Origin of the sequence: Halomarina litorea (assembly GCF_024227715.1) — an archaeon.
Taxonomy (GTDB): domain Archaea; phylum Halobacteriota; class Halobacteria; order Halobacteriales; family Haloarculaceae; genus Halomarina; species Halomarina litorea.
On the sequence record NZ_CP100448.1, the window covers coordinates 690,066 to 705,943 of the forward strand.

Sequence of the window (15,878 nt, forward strand, 5' to 3'; positions counted from 1 at the left end):
TATCGACGGGTACGTCGTTCGTCTACCGAGTCGTGGACGTCCTCGTTCCCCTGCTGGGTGAGTGAGCGTCACGCCGAGCATGACGCTCGCGAGCGCGTACTGCTTCTCGCGGAACCCCTCCGGGGGCGACAGGGGGTGGAAACGACGGCCGCACCGACGACCTGTAGGTCCGCTTCCTGCCCCGAGTGGCGGCCTCGGTGCGCCCTCCGGTCGGCCGGGGTGCCGGGTCCCCGATTCCGCCGGCCCCGCGGGGGACCACCGGTAATACGTGGCGCCGCCTGCACGTTTATCACCGGTCGGCCGCTTTCCCCGCCAATGAGCCAGTACGCCGCCCCCGCGAGGTGGGGGAGATGAGCGACGACGTGGTCCGGGCGTACACCGTCCGCCTCGAACTGGTGGACGAACCCGGCGAGTTGCTGAACGCGCTCCACCCCATCGCCGACAACGGCGGGAACCTCCTGTCTATCTTCCACGAGCGCGGGAACATCACCCCGCGCGGGCACATCCCGGTCGAGGTCGACCTCGAGGCGACCCCCGAGCGCTTCGACCGCATCGTCGAGGCCCTGCGTGAAGCGGGCGTCAACGTCATCCAGGCGGGCGCGGAGCGCTACGGCGAGGAACTCACCGTCCTGCTGGTGGGACACCTCGTCGAGACGGACCTCTCGGATACGCTCTCGCGCCTCCAGACGTGTACCAACGCCTCCGTGGCGGACATCTCGCTCGTCGCCGCCCACGGCACCGAGGACGCCTCCAGCGCGCGCCTGCGCCTCGCCACGGAGACGGGCGAGGCCGACCGCGTCCTCCAGACCGTCCGCGAGGTGGCGGCCGAGAAGGACCTCACCGTCATCGAACCGCTCACCGCGGGGGGGAGCGCGTGAGACTCGCCGTCGTCGGCGCGGGCGCGGTCGGACGCGCCGTCGCCGACCTGGCGAGCGAGTACGACCACGTCGTCACCGCGATGGCCGACTCCTCGTCGGCCGCCGTCGATCCCGACGGACTCGACGTGGAGGCCGTCCTCAGAGAGAAGAGCGAGGAGGACCGGGTCGGGACGCTCGACGCCGACGCCGCCCTCGACGCCGAGTACGACGTGCTGGTAGAGGCGACGCCGACGACCCTCGACGACGCGGAACCGGGCTACGGCCACGCCGTCGCCGCCCTCGACCGCGACCGGCACGTCGTCCTCGCCAACAAGGGACCGGTCGCGGAACGCTACGACGACCTGCGGGCGCGCGAACGAGAGAGCGCGGGGCAGGTGCTGTTCGAGGCCACCGTCGCCGGCGCGATTCCCGCGCTCTCGACGGTCGACGACCTCGGCCCGGACCACGTCACGGCTGTTCGGGGGGTGCTCAACGGCACCGCGAACTTCATCCTGACGCGCATGGCCGCGGAGGGACTGGACTACGAACACGTCCTCGCGGAGGCACAGGATCTCGGCGTGGCGGAGGCCGACCCCGCCTTCGACGTGGACGGCACCGACGCCGCCCTGAAGTGCGTCATCCTCGCGAACGTCCTCTACGACGGGGGCTACACGCTGGACGACGCGGGCGTACAGGGCATCCGTGACGTGCCGGGCGAGGCTCTCGAACTCGCGGCCGAGGACGGCCGGACCATCCGCCTCATCGGGTCCGTCGAGGACGGCGCGGTGCGCGTCGGCCCGCGACTCGTCCCCGAACACGGCACCCTCGCGGTGACGGGGACGCGAAACATCGTCCAGTTGGAGACCGAGCACGCGGGCCGCCTCAACATCAGCGGGCGAGGCGCGGGCGGTCCGGAGACGGCGACCGCGGTGCTCGGAGACGTGGGCCGCCTCCCGCCGCTGGACGAGGTATAGTCACGTTTCGCGCTCTCGGGGCCTGAAACAATACTCGTGGGCGGGTCGTGCCATGTCGTCCCAAACCGCTGTGCGCGGCCGAGACGCGCCCAGAGGCTTTCGAAATCGTTTTATCAGCCTCAGCCAAAAGCTTCCCCTACAGCGCCTTTGCGCGTGAGATAAACAAATGAGCGACAAACCGCACCAGAACCTGGCCGTCATCGGCCACGTCGACCACGGGAAGAGTACGATGGTCGGGCGACTGCTGTTCGAGACCGGCAGCGTCCCCGAGCACGTCATCGAGCAGTACCGAGAGGAGGCAGAGGAGAAGGGCAAGGGTGGCTTCGAGTTCGCCTACGTCATGGACAACCTCGCAGAGGAGCGCGAGCGCGGGGTAACCATCGACATCGCCCACCAGGAGTTCGACACCGACTCCTACTACTTCACCATCGTGGACTGCCCCGGGCACCGCGACTTCGTGAAGAACATGATCACGGGCGCGTCGCAGGCGGACAACGCCGTCCTCGTCGTCGCGGCAGACGACGGCGTCGCCCCCCAGACCCAGGAGCACGTCTTCCTCGCCCGTACCCTCGGTATCGGCGAACTCATCATCGCGGTCAACAAGATGGACCTCGTCGACTACGACGAGGACAAGTACAAGAACGTCAAGGAGGAGGTCACGAAGCTCCTCAAGCAGGTCCGCTTCCGCTCCGAGGACGCCACGTTCGTCCCCACCTCGGCGTTCGAGGGCGACAACGTCTCCGAGCGCTCGGAGAACACGTCGTGGTACGACGGCCCGACGCTCCTGGACGCCCTCAACGACCTCCCCGAGCCGCAGGTCCCGACGGACGCGCCCCTGCGCCTCCCGATTCAGGACGTCTACACCATCTCGGGCATCGGTACGGTCCCGGTCGGCCGTGTCGAGACCGGTACCCTCGAGACCGGCATGAACGTCTCGTTCCAGCCGTCGGACGTCGGCGGCGAGGTCAAGACGGTCGAGATGCACCACGAGGAGGTCCCGAAGGCGGAACCCGGTGACAACGTCGGGTTCAACGTCCGCGGCATCGGCAAGGACGACATCCGCCGCGGTGACGTCTGTGGGCCCGCCGACGACCCGCCGAGCGTCGCCGAGACGTTCCAGGCGCAGGTCGTCGTCATGCAGCACCCCTCGGTCATCACCGCTGGCTACACGCCGGTCTTCCACGCCCACACGGCGCAGGTCGCGTGTACCATCGAGTCCATCGACAAGAAGCTGGACCCCGCCTCGGGCGAGGTCGCAGAGGAGAACCCGGACTTCATCCAGTCGGGCGACGCCGCCGTCGTGACGGTCCGCCCGCAGAAGCCCATCAGCATCGAGCCGTCGAGCGAGATCCCCGAACTCGGGAGCTTCGCCATCCGCGACATGGGCCAGACCATCGCCGCCGGGAAGGTCCTGAGCGTCAACGAGCGATAAGATGCAGCAGGCACGCGTCCGTCTCGCGGGAACCAGCCCCGACGACCTCGACAACATCTGCGCCGACGTCCGCGAAATCGCGGACAAGACCGGCGTCGCGCTCTCGGGGCCCGTCCCGCTGCCCACGAAGCACCTCGAGGTTCCCACCCGCAAGTCGCCCGACGGCGAGGGCACGGCGACGTGGGAACACTGGGAGATGCGCGTCCACAAGCGCCTCATCGACATCGACGCTGACGAACGGGCGCTCCGCCAGCTGATGCGGATTCAGGTGCCGAACGACGTCAGCATCGAGATCGTCCTCGAGGACTGAGCACGCGGACTCTTCCCGTTCGCTCCCGGTCCGGGTCGACCGGACCGGCGGTTGTCGCTCGAACGAACGGCTACATTCGTTTCGTTTATCACGTCCCCCGTACAGCGACGGCTATGGACCGCCCCGCCGTCCTGACCGTTCTCCTCCTCGTCGCGGGCCTCTCGCTCGCGGCGTTCCCGCTCGTCTCGCCCGCCGAAGCGCCACCCGACCGCGTCGAGTTCGCCGTCGAACCCATCGACAATGAGGAACCTAACTGGGAGACGTGGCACTACGCGAACTTCTCCGCCGCCGAGCGTTCGGCCTTCGACGCCGCGCTGGCGAACGCCTCCGCGACCGGCGCGGGCTACTACAACGCCACGCTGGCGGAGGCACCGCCGGGGTTGACGCCCCCGGCGAACGGCATCGAGTACGGCGACGTGCGCTACGACGAGTCGTACTACCTCCTGCAGGTGAAACACTACACGTACGACGTGCCGGACGTGGCACTGCTCTCGCGGCTCGCGTCGTTACTCGTCGGCGTCCTCCTGGTGCTCGGTGCCGGGTACCGTCGATTCGTCTGAGCCGAGTGCGAATTCGCCACACGCCCCGGTCGAAACAGAAGCTACAAGTACGCGACGCCGGCTACCTATGCGTGCGGGCTTGTAGATCAGCGGCAGATCGCTTCCTTCGCAAGGAAGAGGCCCTGGGTTCAAATCCCAGCAAGTCCATAATTCTGCGCCGCGAGCAATCCCGCGAGCGGCGCAGATTGTCGTCGCAGCAAGTCCATTTCCTTTCGTTCGCTGCGCTCACTTCAGTCCATGATCCTGCGTCGCGCGCAAACTCGCGAGCGTCGCAGATCGTCGTCGTCTCCGGACCCCTCGCGTCTGTACCACGTAACCTCGCGGTTACGGCCAGATGATGCTCTCACGAGACCTATCGACTCCAGAGAGCCGTGTCCCCGACCCGTCGGTGCTACCTGCGACTCACGGGGGCGGCGCTGGCCGCCCCGCTCGCGCTGTCGACGGCGGCCAGTGCGGACGATGTGGACGTGCGCGGCGACGGTGTGCGCATCGACGCGGACGGCGACGACGTGGACGTGGACTACCGTACCGGCGGGTCCGGGCGCTGTGCGACGTACTACGACATCGAGGACGAGGACGGCGAGGAGACGTTCTGTAGCGGGACGTCGGGCGGGTACCACTTCGTCGAGGAGGCGGACGGCGACGAGGAGCACTTCTGGTACGACGAGAACTGGACCCTGCGGCGGTACGAGGAGGAGGACGCGGACGGCGACGAACGCGAGTACGTCTACGACGCCAACGGTACCCTCCGGTACTATCGCCGCGAGGACGACGACGGCGACGAGGTGGTCGAACGCTACGACGCCAACGGCACCCTCCGGTTCCGCCACCGTGACGACGACGACGGCGACGCCGACTGGTACTACTACGACGAGACGGGCGAACTGGTGGACTCGCGCCACGACGACTGAGAGTCCGTACGGTCTCCGGGTTCGGGCGGCGCGATAGAAGGTGGGACGCGACTGTGAGGGTGCGCGTCCCGACGAACGACACCTCGCGGGTGTCGAGGGAGTCGCGTGCCAGCGTCGGTGCCCGACTGTGGCGTCGCGCTCGGGGTCACCTGTGGTGGGACGGCGGCGAGTCCTGTCGTCGCGCGTCCCACGCGTCGGTTGGTGCAGGGGGATATGTGTCTTGTGGGATATCTAACAACTCGTGGGGTTCCCGTTCCGGGTGTTCAGGCGGGGTACCCGATGACGAACCGCCGTCGGTGCGGGCAGTTCGCCTCGTCGGGGAGCGTCAGCGTCAGCCAGTTCCCGTCCGCGGAGTACTAGCGCGGACGGTACGTAGTCGAGGTACGAGTCGGGACCGAACGTCAGGAGTCGCCGGTCGTCGTCCTCGACGCAGAAGGTGGGCCGTCGCCCTCGTCGCACGCGCGAACTCATAGCGCGGACGGTACGCGCTCCGCGGGCATACGCGGGCGCTTACGCGGAGAAACGGGATTTCCTCTCGTCCGGGCCGGCGCGGGTCAGACGGACTCCTCGGCGGCCGTGCCGCCCTCGGACTCCGAGTCCCCGTCGGCCGTCGAGACGGAGAGGTACTCCTCCAACAAGTCGTCGCGCTCGCGGAGCTCCTCGATGTGCCCCTCGTACACCATCGATCCCTTCTCGACGATGTAGGCGCGCTCGGCGAGTTCGAGCGAGAACGCCACGTTCTGCTCGGTGAGGACCACCGTGACGTCCTCCTTGACGACGTCGGCGAGCACCTCCTTCAGGTCCTGGACGATGACCGGTGCGAGACCCTCCGTCGGTTCGTCGAGCATCAGGATGTCCGGGTCCTGTACCAGCGCGCGGGCCACCGAGAGCATCTGTTGCTCGCCGCCCGAGAGGTTCCGGCCCTTGTTCTGTCGGTGGTCGTCCAGCGGTTCGAATATCTCGTACATCTCCTCGACGTCGCGCGGGTTCTTGCAGGCGTCGTGGGCGACCATCAGGTTCTCGTGGACGGTGAGCGTCGGGAAGATGCGTCGCTCCTCGGGGACGAGTTTCAGCCCCATGTTGCTGATGCCGTCGACCGAGGTGTCGATGATGTTCGTCCCCCGGTAGTTGATGACGCCATCGCGTCGCGGGATGGTGCCGGTGATGGACCGCAGGGTGGTGGTCTTGCCTGCGCCGTTGCGCCCGAGGAGGGCGACGATCTCGTTCTCGTTGACCTCCATCGAGAGGTCGAACAGGACGTGGCTGTTGCCGTAGTAGGCGTTGACGTCGACCAGTTCGAGGACGGGTTCCGCCATCACTCGTCACCTCCGAGGTAGGCCTCCTTGACACGTTCGTCGGCCATCACCTCCTCGGGGGCGCCCTGCGCGATGAGCGACCCGTTGTCGAGGACGAGGATGCGATCCGAGATACCGAGGACGACCTCCATGTCGTGTTCGGTCAGCACGAAGGTGGTGTCGGTCTCCTCGTTCAGGCGGCGGACGAGGTCGACCATCTTGCGCGTCTCCGTCGCGTTCATCCCCGCCGTGGGTTCGTCCAGCAGGACGACGGAGGGGTCGATGCCGAGCGAGAGGGCGATTTCGACCTTCCGGGTGTCGCCGTGCGAGAGGTTCGAACACTCCGTCTCCGCGACCTCCTCCAGTCGGGCCAGTTCGATGACCTCCCAGGCGTGTTCCGTGAGTTCCTCGTCCTTGCGGGCGTTCGAGGTGAAGTCCATCGTCCGGTTCTCGAGGGCGATGCGCGCGATGCGGATGTTGTCGATGACCGACAGCCCCTCGAAGACGTTGTTGATCTGGTAGGCCCGCGAGAGCCCGAGACGGCTGATCTTGTAGGGTTCCATCCCCGTGACGTCCATCAGTCCCTCGTCGTCGGTCTCCACGTCCTCCGCGCCCGGTCGGGGGCGGAGTCGGACGGTGCCCTCGGTGGGCTTCAACTGCCCCGACAGCAGGTTGTAGAACGTCGTCTTCCCGGCGCCGTTGGGGCCGATAATGCTCGTGACCTCCTCCGAGTCGATGCGGACGTTCACGTCGTCGGTGGCGACGAGGCGACCGAACGCCTTGGTCAGCCCGTCGGTCCGGAGGACAGTCGTCACGCCTCGGCACCCCCGAAGAGGCCCTCGGGACGGAGCACGAGGACGATGATCATCGCCACGAACGGGAACAGTTCGCCGGCACCGGGAGCGACGAGACTCCCCACCGCGATGAGCAGGCCGATGACCATCGCGCCGACGAACGCGCCGAGGAACGACCCGAGGCCGCCGATGACGGCCACGACGAAGGCGTTGATGATGACCTGGTCGCCGAGCGACGGCGTGACCGACTGGAGCGGCGCGACCAGGGCGCCGCCGATGCCCGCGAGGACACAGCCGGCGAAGAAGACGCCCGTGTAGAGACGCGGGACGTTGATGCCGAGCAGGGAGGCCATGTCGCGGTCCGACGACGTGGCGCGGGTGACACGCCCGATGTTCGTCCGGTCGAGGACGAGAAACAGGAGGCCCATGATGAGGAGGGCCATCACGATGACGAACAGGCGATAGCCGCCGACGGCGACCCGGTCGGCGAACCGGATGCTGAAGTCGAACACTGCGGGCGGGTTGATGGACTTCTGGCCCGTCCCGAAGACGATGCGCACCACGTCGGTGAGCATCAGGACGAACGCGAAGGTCAACAGCAGCTGGTCGAGCGGTTCGCGGTCGTACACCCGCCGGATGAACCCCATCTCGAGGGCGGCCCCGACGACTCCCACGACCAGCCCGGCGGCGACGATGCCGAGCCAGAAGTTCCCGACGGTGTTGGCCGCGAGGACGGCCACGTACGCGCCGATCATGAAGAGCACGCCGTGCGTGAAGTTGAGCACGTCGAGCACGCCGAAGATGAGACTCAGACCGACCGCGACGAGGAACAGCCAACTGCCGATGCTGATCCCGGCGATGATCTGATTCGCCAGCAGGCTCGTGTCGATCTGCGCCACGAGCAAGTCAGGACTTACCATACCAGCCGGTCCGCTCATGGTCGATTAAACCTTTCGACGTTCCTCGTTGCCGACCGAGCGCTGTCTGGTGAAATTTACCGACACCGGAAGTCGGTCACACGGCGAACTACCCTCTCCACGGGCCAAAGTATATATCCGGTAAGAACTACGCCCCGGTAGGCTATGACACGCAGACGGAAGTACGACAGGCAGTCGGGTAGCAACGACGGGCGCGGTGTGAACCGGCGACGCTTCCTCGCCGGTATCGGGGCGGGTGCCACGGCGACATCGCTCGCGGGCTGTCTCGGCGGCGGTGGCGGTGGCGGTGGTGGCGGTGGCAACGGGAGCGGTGGCGGCAGCGGCGACTCCGTCAAGATCGGGGCCGTGTTCCTGCTGTCCGGACTGGCGGAGGCGCTCGGTCAGGCCTCCCGGGCGGGTGCAGAACTGGGCGTCCAGCACGTCAACGAGAACGGCGGCATCAACGGGCAGGACGTGGAGATCGTCTTCCGCGACCACGACAGCAACGGGGCCGCCGGTCCCATTACCAGCCTCGTTCAGGAGGAGAACGTCGACGTCCTCATCGGGCTGACCTCCTCCGGGGCGACGTTACAGGCCGCGCCCACGATGGAGCAACTCGGCGTGCCGATGACGCTGACGGACATCGGCACGCCGTGGATCACGGAGTTCGACGAGGAGAAGTACGGCGACGAGAAGGCCGCCGGCATCCCGAACCTCTTCCGGACGAACGCCAACACGACCATCAACACCTACGCGATGGCGAAGTACGCCGTCGAGGAACTCGACGTCACGCGAGTCGCCAACATCGGCCCCGACTACGCCTACGGGACCCAGACGTGGGACTACTTCAAGGCGTTCGCCGACGCCCTCGGCGGCGAGTTCGAGTACGTCGAGTCGGTGTTCCCCACGCTCGGGGCCAGCGACATGACCCCCCAGATCAACCAGGTCCTCGCGGCGAACCCCGACCTCGTGTTCACCTCGTTCTGGGCGGGTGACGCCGTCACGTTCGTCCAGCAGGCGACCGAACAGGGCCTGTTCGACCAGGTCGACGACGTCTTCGACACGCTCGGGGCGGACCCAACGGTGTTCGAGGCGCTCGGGACCACGATGCCGGAGGGCGTCCACTACTCCTCGTGGTACTGGCACTCCGCCTACGACAACCAGGAGAACCAGGACTTCGTGCAGGCGTACAAGGATGCCAACGGCGGGTCCCTCCCCTCGTTCACCGGACCGACGACGTTCTCGGCCATCCAGATCTACAAGAAGGCCATCGAGGCGGCGGGGAGCACGGAACCCGACGCCATCATCTCCGAGATGGAGGGCATGAGCCACACCGGGCCGCGCGGCGAGTGGACGCTCGACGCCGACAGCCACCAGGCGAGCGCCCCGACTATCATCGGCGAGACGAGCAAGGACGACGACGTGCCCTACGAGGGCGTCGGCCTCAAGCCCGTCCAGTCGGTGTCGCTCGACAAGCAGGAGGCGTACGACCTCCTCAAGGGAACCGATCTGCCACCGGGAATGTGAACTGACGACATGGAGCCACAGTTATGAGCTACGGAGTCCGCGAGCGCCTCCTCACCGGCGAGCGCTCGAACGTGTTGATCGTCGCCTTCGCGGCGTTGCTGGTAGTGGCACCGTTCCTCGTCGGGCCGTTCCAGATGCGCCTCCTGATGGAGTCGCTCGTGTTCGCCGTCTTCGCGCTGGCGTTCAACCTGCTGTACGGCTACACCGGCCTGCTGTCGTTCGGACACGCGATGTTCATCGCCGTCTCCGGCTACACCCTCGCGCGGTTCATCACGCTCGGCGCGCCGGCGCTGGGCTTCGAGGGCCTCTTCGGCGGTGCGTCGGTGCTGGTGGCGTTTCTGGTCGCCGTCGTCCTCGGCGTCCTCGCCGCGACGATACTCGCCGTCGGCATCGGCTACCTGAGCGTCCAGCTAGAGGAGATCTACTTCGCCATGATCACCCTGTCGTTCAGCATGGCCATCTACGCCATCGCGAACCAGGACATCGGCGGGTTGACCAACGGGAGCGACGGCATCTCCTTCATCCTCGGCGAGGTGAACCTGTTCGGATTCGAGTTCTTCCTCTACAACCTCAGCGACCCCATTGTCTACTACTTCCTCGTCCTCGTGATGTTCGCCGGGGCGACGTACGCGCTCTGGCGCATCGTCAACTCCCCGTTCGGCATGGTCTGTAAGGCCATCCGGGAGAACCCCGGGCGGACCGAGGCGCTGGGCGTGAACGACACGCGCCACAAGTGGATGACGTTCATCATCTCGGGGGCCTTCTCCGGCCTCGCGGGGGCGTTCCTCATCCCCATCCAGACCGGCATCGGGCCGAGTTTCGCCTACTGGACGTTCTCCGCCGAACCGGTCATCATGACCGTCATCGGCGGGCCGTACTCGTTCGTCGGTCCCATCGTGGGGTCGTTCGTCTACGAGTACCTGCGCTGGGCGGTCGACCAGTACCCGTTCCTGGCCGACCACTGGCAGTTCGCCTTCGGGTTCGTCCTGTTGCTCGTGGTGCTGTTCTTCGACAACGGCGTCGCGGGCGGCATCGACTGGGTGCGCGAGCGGGCGTTCGGCGACGGCGCGTCGTCGAGCGACGACTGAACAGACCACCCCTTCTATCTCGCTGCGGCCCCACGGGCCGGTGTGATTCGCTACGACCTCGACGACCGGACGGCGTGGGTGACCCTCGACCGCCCTGAGAAGAAGAACGCCCTCGACCTGCAGGGCTGGCGTGACCTCGCCGCCGCCCTCGACCGGGCGGCCGAGGAGGCGTGCGTCGCCGTCCTCGCCGGAGCGGGCGACGCCTTCTGTGCCGGGGACGACATCGCGACGCTCGCCGCCCTCGACACCGAGGCGGACGTGCGCGCTCTCGCCGACTGCCTCGCAGAGGGGCTGTACGGCGTGGAAACCTGTGGAGTACCAGTCGTCGCCGCCGTCGACGGTCTCGCCTACGGGGGTGGGTTCGAACTCGTCGCGGCCGCCGACCTCGCCGTCGCGAGCGAGGCCGCCACGTTCGCCCTCCCCGAGACGCGCATCGGCGCGTTCCCGCCGTACGCGGTGAGCCGAATCGGCGCGCTCTGCGGGAAGAAGCGCCTGCTCGAACTCGCCCTCACCGGCGACCCCATCGACGCCGACACCGCCCACGACTGGGGGCTGGTCAACCGCGTCGTCCCGGACGAGGACCTCCCGGGGGCCGTCGCGGACCTCGTCGACAGCATCACGGCGTCGCCCGCCCCCGCGACCCGACTGGCGAAGGAGTACGCCACCCTCGCCCTCTCACAGCACGGCGAACGCGACCGGGTCCACGGCGGGTTCGCCCGCGTGGCGACCAGCGAGGCCTGCCGGGACGCAGCGCGGGCGTTCCTCGACCGCTGACGCACCGACGAGGAAACGGTTTGACCCGCCCGCGCCTACGGCACCCATGCGCGCGCTCGCGGTGGTAGCACTCGCGTTCGTCCTCGCGCTCGCGGGGTGTGGCGGCGTGGACGCGCCCGCGGGTACCGAGGGGACGGTGACGCCCGCGGCGGTGCCCGACGACCCCGTCGAGGAACACGCCGGGTCGCTCGCCCCCGGGATGACGCGCGAGGGTGTCTTCGACCCGGAGCGGCTGACCGACGCCCACGCCGCCGTCCTCGCGACCACCTCCTACACCGTCCAGCGCCGGGAGATGCGGACCTACCGCAACGGAACGGTCCGCTCGCGCTACGAGAGCACCGTCCAGGTCTCGGCCGGCGGCGACCGGTTTCGCTACGCCCTCGAACAGGCCGACTACCGCGGGGCCGAAGAGCGGGTCCGCAGCATCGACCGGTGGATGGCCGACGGGCGGGGGTTCGAACGACGCGAGAGCGGCGGGGTCAGCTACCGGCGACTCTCGAACCCCGACGCCGTCCTCCCCGAGCGCGCGACGAACCGACTCGGCCTGACGCGCATCCTCCTCGTCGTCGACCTCCACGTGACGGGGACGACGCGGACGCCCGACGGGGCGACCCTCTACCACCTCGGCGTCGAGGGGGGTCCCGAGGACCTCCCGCCGCTTCGGGAGGTGTCGTTCGAGGCCGTCGTGCGCGAGGACGGGGTGGTCCGGTCGTACGACCTCACCTACCTCGTCGAGCGGGAGGGGACGACGGTCCGGGTGACGGTTCAGGTCGCCTTCGGAGCGCTGGGGGAGACGCAGGCGACTCGACCGCTGTGGCACGACGAGGCCGTCGAGGCGCTGTCCGCGGACGGGACGCCGCCCGGCCCCTCGCCGACCGACTCCTCGCCGACCGCCGCCCCATCGGAGGCGTCACCGCCCCGCGCTCACCCGCGGAGCGACTCGACGGGGCGTTCGCTGGCGGCCTTCCACGCCGGATAGAGGCCGCTGACGAGGCTCACGACGACGCCGAAGGCGAACGCGCCCACGAGATAGTAGGCGTTCGAGGCCACGAGGACGACGTCGAAGCCCACCTGTTCGATGAAGAGAGCCAGTCCGACGGCGGCGAGGCCGGAGAGGAGCGCCCCGACGAACCCGCCCGCCACGCCGAGCAACGCCGCCTCCACGAGCAACGTCCGCAACACGTCGACCTTCTGGACACCCACCGCCCGGAGGACGCCGATCTCCTGCCGTCGCTCGGCGGTGCTCATCAGCATGACGTTGAAGATGCTCACGCCCGCGACGACGAGCGAGATGGACGCCAGCCCGACGAGGAAGGCGTTGAGCAGGGCGAAAAACTCCCCGATGGTCTCCAGTATCGACCCCAGTTCGAAGACGCTCACCCGGTCAGTGCGGGCGTTGAGGGTCGCCCTGACCTCCCGGGCGACGGCGCTCGCCGCCTCGCCCGAGCGCGCCTGCACGACCACCTGCGAGTAGTCGTCGGTGACGAACTCGCTCTCCGGGAGGACGACGGCGTTGTCCGGCTGAATCGGTGTAATCTCCTCGCTCTCGGCGAGGACGGCGACGACGCGGTAGCGATTGCCCTCTATCTCGACTGCGCTCCCCACCTGCAGGCGGAGTCGCTCGGCGACGCTCGCGCCCACGATGGCCCCCTGCCGGTGGCGCGCCGGGAGGTGGCCGTCGCTGGCCGCGAACAGCGCACGCGGGTCGTCCGTCCCGTACAGTTGCGCGAACGTCTGTCGGCCCCCGTTCGACACCACCGCGCCGTCGGTGATGAGGGGGACGACGGTCCCCCGCCCCTCCGCGGCCCGGCGTATCTCCTGGACGTCCCGCGAGGTGAGCGAGTCCACGCCCGCGTCGGCGTTCGGCGAGACGATGACCTGATTGCCGATGCCCCCCAGTTCGTTCGCGGCGCTCAATTGGAGGACGTTCCCGAGGATGCCGAGGGTGGCGATGGCGAGGACGCCGATGACGATGCCCAGCGCCGCCAGCGTCGACCGGAGGCGGTTGCGCGAGAGGTTGCGACGCGCCAGCAGGAGGGCGGGAAAGCGCGTCATTCGCCGACCTCACTCGACTCGTCGGTCCGGGGGGTACCGTCCTCCCCGCCGAGTCCCCCGACGACGCCGTCGACGAGTTCGACGGTGCGGTCGGCGTACTCCGTGACGAGTTCGTCGTGCGTGACGGCGACGACGCTCACGCCCGTCTCGCAGACCCGCCGGAACTCCTCCAGAATCGTCCGGCCCGTCTCCCGGTCGAGGTTGCCCGTCGGCTCGTCCGCCAGCAGGACGTCCGGGCGGTTGACGAGCGACCGGGCGATGGCCACGCGCTGTTTCTGGCCCCCCGAGAGCTGGTTCGGGGTGTGGTCGAGGCGCTCGCCGAGGCCGACCCGGATGAGGAGGTCACGGGTGTACTCGCCGGCGTCGTAGTCGGGGTCGAACAGCGTGGGGAGTTCGACGTTCTCGGTGGCGGTCAGCGTCGGGATGAGGTGGAAGTCCTGGAAGACGAACCCGATGGCGTCCTTGCGGGCGTCGGTCTGTTCGGCGTCGGTGAGCGCGGTCACATCCCGGCCCTTGAGGTACTGCTCGCCGCTGGTGGGGACGTCGAGGAGGCCGAGGACGTTCAGCATCGTGGACTTCCCCGACCCGCTGGGACCGACGCACGCGACGAACTCCCCGCGCCGAAGCGTGAAGTCCACGCTGTCGAGAGCGACCACCGTCTCGCTCCCGCTCTCGTAGCGCTTGGTGACGCCGCGCAGTTCGACCACGGGTGGTGCATCGTCCGTGCGGTCCGCACCGTCGCTCGCCGCGTAGCCCCCCGCGTCAGGGGTCATCGGTAGCGCGTCGCGGCCACGACGAGCGCGACGGCCGCGCCCAGCGCGACCACGGCACCGCCGAGCAGTCCCAGCGGGAACGACTCGCCTTCGGGTTCGGATCGCAGGCGCTCGTCGTAGGGGAGTTCGACCGTCTCGACGCGCTCCTCGTCGCCGACGGTGTAGCGCACCTGCAGGGGGACGCTGGTGGCGTTGTCGGCGTCCACCCGCGCGGTCACCTCGAAGGGGGCGAACTCGCTGCCCTCGACGGTGCCGACGAAGTAGTCGCGCTGGGGGTAGGCCGGCGAGACGAACTCGTTCTCCCCGACGCTCACCACCACGCCCGTCACGTCCGCCCGCCCGGTGTTGCCCGCGTTGCCCGTGATGCGCAACACGCCGTCCTCCAGGGTCAGGTTGACGCCGGTGACGGCCAGCGACGCGTTCGGCGCGCGGTAGTCGTACGTCGTCCCCGCCGTCCCCTGCCGGTCCGCGACGGCGTAGGTGACGGCGAAACGCACCGGGCCGCCGCCGACCGTCGAGAGGTCCACCGTCACCGACTCCGACGCGCCGGGCACGAGGGTCCCGACGCCGTAGCGCGCCCGCGTCTCGCCGTCCACCTGCGCCGCCAGCACCGTCTCGCGGACCGGCGCGTTCCCGAAGTTCGTCACCGTGACGCTCACCCGGTCTCCCCTCGACTCCTCGTCGCCCGACTGCTGGGTAGCCGCCGCGCCGCCGCCACCGATGAGACTGCCCAGTTGGCCGCCGAGGTCACCCGTCGCCGCCTGCTGGGCGTCCACTCGTTCGACACGGACGCCCACGTCCTCGCGGAGGGGGTCGACCGAGAGCGTCCCCGTCGCGTTCGTCGTCGCGCGCGTCCCCCGCGCGGTGGTGTACTCCACCGTGGCGGTCACGGGGCGCTCGCCCGCCTCCCCCGGCGTGAGCGAGACGTTGAGCGTCTCGGTGGCCCCCGCCGCCAGCGTCGCGATGGCCCGTCGCTCCTCGCTCCCCTCGCCGGCCACCGTCACTGCGATGTTCCGCAGGGGCGAGGTGGTCGGGTTGGCGATTTCGACCTCGACGCCGCGTTCGACCCCCGCGACGCCCCGGCCGGGTCTGAGAGAGACCTGCGGCGGTGCCTGTTCGACCACGACGGTCAGTGGACGGGTGACCCGCACCTCGCCGCCGGTGTCGTTCTCCCCGACGACGACCACCTGCAGGTCCTTCCGCCCCGGTTCCTCGAAGGCGGTGGTGAGGGGTATCGTGACGCTCCCGCCCGGAGAGAGCGCCCCGACGTTCGTCGCACTCACGAGGCGGTCGCCGTCCGCGTCGGCGAGAAAGAGGTCCCGGAGTTCGACGGGGGAGGGACTGCCCGCCGCCAACTGGACGGTCACGTCGGCCGTGACGGGCGCGTCGGTCACGGGCGTCTCGGGGGTGACGGCCACGCCGGAGACGGTGAGGCGGGCGTCGGGGACGCCGCCGACCGGGAGGGGGACGGCGAGCGTCGAGACGAGGAGGGCGAGGACCAGCGCGAGAACCGGGACCGCATCGTCGTTCATCAAGTGTCACAGATAGTCGGCAACGGCGGAAATAGGTGTCGTCGGGTCGGGAGGGTCGGAACGGGGGAACTACTCGTCG

At 68.7% G+C, this 15,878-nt stretch carries 16 protein-coding genes and 1 tRNA gene; 11 read left to right on the forward strand and 6 right to left on the reverse strand.

The genetic code is table 11. The annotated features are described in order from the left end of the window. Nucleotides 1–350: 350 nt before the first annotated feature. From NKG96_RS03790 to NKG96_RS03820, 7 genes are all read left to right on the forward strand, one after another. Nucleotides 351–878: an amino acid-binding protein gene (locus tag NKG96_RS03790; protein WP_254537127.1), complete on the forward strand. Its 528-nt coding sequence runs from the start codon at nt 351–353 to the stop codon at nt 876–878. Next, entirely contained in the window at nt 875–1,831 is a 957-nt protein-coding gene (locus NKG96_RS03795; protein ID WP_254537128.1) for a homoserine dehydrogenase, read from the forward strand. The genes NKG96_RS03790 and NKG96_RS03795 overlap by 4 nt, the downstream gene beginning before the upstream one ends. A gap of 166 nt (nt 1,832–1,997) precedes the next feature. Further along, on the forward strand, nt 1,998–3,263 hold the full coding sequence (tuf, locus tag NKG96_RS03800; protein ID WP_254537129.1) for a translation elongation factor EF-1 subunit alpha: 1,266 nt from the start codon (nt 1,998–2,000) through the stop codon (nt 3,261–3,263). Between the two features lies 1 nt (nt 3,264). Continuing rightward, on the forward strand, nt 3,265–3,573 hold the full coding sequence (rpsJ, locus tag NKG96_RS03805; RefSeq protein ID WP_254537130.1) for a 30S ribosomal protein S10: 309 nt from the start codon (nt 3,265–3,267) through the stop codon (nt 3,571–3,573). Nucleotides 3,574–3,686: 113 nt separating this feature from the next. Beyond that, nucleotides 3,687–4,133 carry a DUF7979 domain-containing protein gene (locus NKG96_RS03810; protein ID WP_254537131.1) on the forward strand — a complete coding sequence of 149 codons (447 nt, stop codon included), beginning with the start codon at nt 3,687–3,689 and terminating at the stop codon, nt 4,131–4,133. 75 nt (nt 4,134–4,208) lie between these two features. Beyond that, nucleotides 4,209–4,280 (forward strand) — tRNA-Ala (locus NKG96_RS03815). 224 nt (nt 4,281–4,504) lie between these two features. Further along, nucleotides 4,505–5,044, forward strand: coding sequence for a hypothetical protein (locus NKG96_RS03820; RefSeq protein ID WP_254537132.1), 540 nt, complete (start codon nt 4,505–4,507; stop codon nt 5,042–5,044). 554 nt (nt 5,045–5,598) lie between these two features. On the opposite strand, the gene NKG96_RS03825 is transcribed toward NKG96_RS03820, so the two are convergent. The 3 genes from NKG96_RS03825 to NKG96_RS03835 are packed head-to-tail and all read right to left on the reverse strand — an operon-like array spanning nt 5,599 to nt 8,053. After that, complete coding sequence (locus tag NKG96_RS03825) at nt 5,599–6,360, reverse strand: ABC transporter ATP-binding protein (protein WP_254537133.1); 762 nt, start codon at nt 6,358–6,360, stop codon at nt 5,599–5,601. After that, a complete protein-coding gene (locus tag NKG96_RS03830; RefSeq protein WP_254537134.1) occupies nt 6,360–7,154 on the reverse strand; it encodes an ABC transporter ATP-binding protein in 795 nt (264 codons plus the stop codon). Before NKG96_RS03830 ends, NKG96_RS03825 begins: the two co-directional genes overlap by 1 nt. Next, nucleotides 7,151–8,053 (reverse strand): branched-chain amino acid ABC transporter permease, encoded by a 903-nt coding sequence (locus tag NKG96_RS03835; protein ID WP_254537135.1) that lies wholly within the window; start codon nt 8,051–8,053, stop codon nt 7,151–7,153. Before NKG96_RS03835 ends, NKG96_RS03830 begins: the two co-directional genes overlap by 4 nt. Before the next feature lie 162 nt (nt 8,054–8,215). On the opposite strand from NKG96_RS03835, the gene NKG96_RS03840 reads away from it, so the two are divergent. From NKG96_RS03840 to NKG96_RS03855, 4 genes are read left to right on the forward strand one after another with little or no spacing between them, the layout of a single operon-like run. Beyond that, on the forward strand, nt 8,216–9,577 hold the full coding sequence (locus tag NKG96_RS03840; protein WP_254537136.1) for an ABC transporter substrate-binding protein: 1,362 nt from the start codon (nt 8,216–8,218) through the stop codon (nt 9,575–9,577). A gap of 23 nt (nt 9,578–9,600) precedes the next feature. Beyond that, on the forward strand, nt 9,601–10,665 hold the full coding sequence (locus NKG96_RS03845) for a branched-chain amino acid ABC transporter permease (protein WP_254537137.1): 1,065 nt from the start codon (nt 9,601–9,603) through the stop codon (nt 10,663–10,665). 42 nt (nt 10,666–10,707) lie between these two features. After that, the gene (locus NKG96_RS03850; RefSeq protein WP_254537138.1) at nt 10,708–11,439 is read left to right on the forward strand and encodes an enoyl-CoA hydratase/isomerase family protein; all 732 of its coding nucleotides are present in this window, start codon (nt 10,708–10,710) and stop codon (nt 11,437–11,439) included. 46 nt (nt 11,440–11,485) lie between these two features. Beyond that, on the forward strand, nt 11,486–12,418 hold the full coding sequence (locus NKG96_RS03855; protein WP_254537139.1) for a DUF7537 family lipoprotein: 933 nt from the start codon (nt 11,486–11,488) through the stop codon (nt 12,416–12,418). On the opposite strand, the gene NKG96_RS03860 is transcribed toward NKG96_RS03855, so the two are convergent. From NKG96_RS03860 to NKG96_RS03870, 3 genes are read right to left on the reverse strand one after another with little or no spacing between them, the layout of a single operon-like run. After that, nucleotides 12,364–13,494 (reverse strand): ABC transporter permease, encoded by a 1,131-nt coding sequence (locus NKG96_RS03860; RefSeq protein ID WP_254537140.1) that lies wholly within the window; start codon nt 13,492–13,494, stop codon nt 12,364–12,366. The genes NKG96_RS03855 and NKG96_RS03860 overlap by 55 nt on opposite strands. Beyond that, a complete protein-coding gene (locus tag NKG96_RS03865; RefSeq protein WP_254537141.1) occupies nt 13,491–14,267 on the reverse strand; it encodes an ABC transporter ATP-binding protein in 777 nt (258 codons plus the stop codon). Before NKG96_RS03865 ends, NKG96_RS03860 begins: the two co-directional genes overlap by 4 nt. Next, nucleotides 14,264–15,799 carry a COG1361 family protein gene (locus NKG96_RS03870; RefSeq protein ID WP_254537142.1) on the reverse strand — a complete coding sequence of 512 codons (1,536 nt, stop codon included), beginning with the start codon at nt 15,797–15,799 and terminating at the stop codon, nt 14,264–14,266. The genes NKG96_RS03865 and NKG96_RS03870 overlap by 4 nt, the downstream gene beginning before the upstream one ends. Nucleotides 15,800–15,878 lie beyond the last annotated feature (79 nt).

Coding starts and splice junctions, on each gene's coding strand:
- NKG96_RS03790 (WP_254537127.1), top strand. CDS start 351: ATGAGCGACGACGTGGTCCGGGCGTACACCGTCCGCCTCGAACTGGTG.
- tuf (WP_254537129.1), top strand. CDS start 1,998: ATGAGCGACAAACCGCACCAGAACCTGGCCGTCATCGGCCACGTCGAC.
- rpsJ (WP_254537130.1), top strand. CDS start 3,265: ATGCAGCAGGCACGCGTCCGTCTCGCGGGAACCAGCCCCGACGACCTC.
- NKG96_RS03810 (WP_254537131.1), top strand. CDS start 3,687: ATGGACCGCCCCGCCGTCCTGACCGTTCTCCTCCTCGTCGCGGGCCTC.
- NKG96_RS03825 (WP_254537133.1), bottom strand. CDS start 6,360: ATGGCGGAACCCGTCCTCGAACTGGTCGACGTCAACGCCTACTACGGC.
- NKG96_RS03835 (WP_254537135.1), bottom strand. CDS start 8,053: ATGGTAAGTCCTGACTTGCTCGTGGCGCAGATCGACACGAGCCTGCTG.
- NKG96_RS03840 (WP_254537136.1), top strand. CDS start 8,216: ATGACACGCAGACGGAAGTACGACAGGCAGTCGGGTAGCAACGACGGG.
- NKG96_RS03845 (WP_254537137.1), top strand. CDS start 9,601: ATGAGCTACGGAGTCCGCGAGCGCCTCCTCACCGGCGAGCGCTCGAAC.
- NKG96_RS03855 (WP_254537139.1), top strand. CDS start 11,486: ATGCGCGCGCTCGCGGTGGTAGCACTCGCGTTCGTCCTCGCGCTCGCG.
- NKG96_RS03860 (WP_254537140.1), bottom strand. CDS start 13,494: ATGACGCGCTTTCCCGCCCTCCTGCTGGCGCGTCGCAACCTCTCGCGC.
- NKG96_RS03865 (WP_254537141.1), bottom strand. CDS start 14,267: ATGACCCCTGACGCGGGGGGCTACGCGGCGAGCGACGGTGCGGACCGC.
- NKG96_RS03870 (WP_254537142.1), bottom strand. CDS start 15,799: ATGAACGACGATGCGGTCCCGGTTCTCGCGCTGGTCCTCGCCCTCCTC.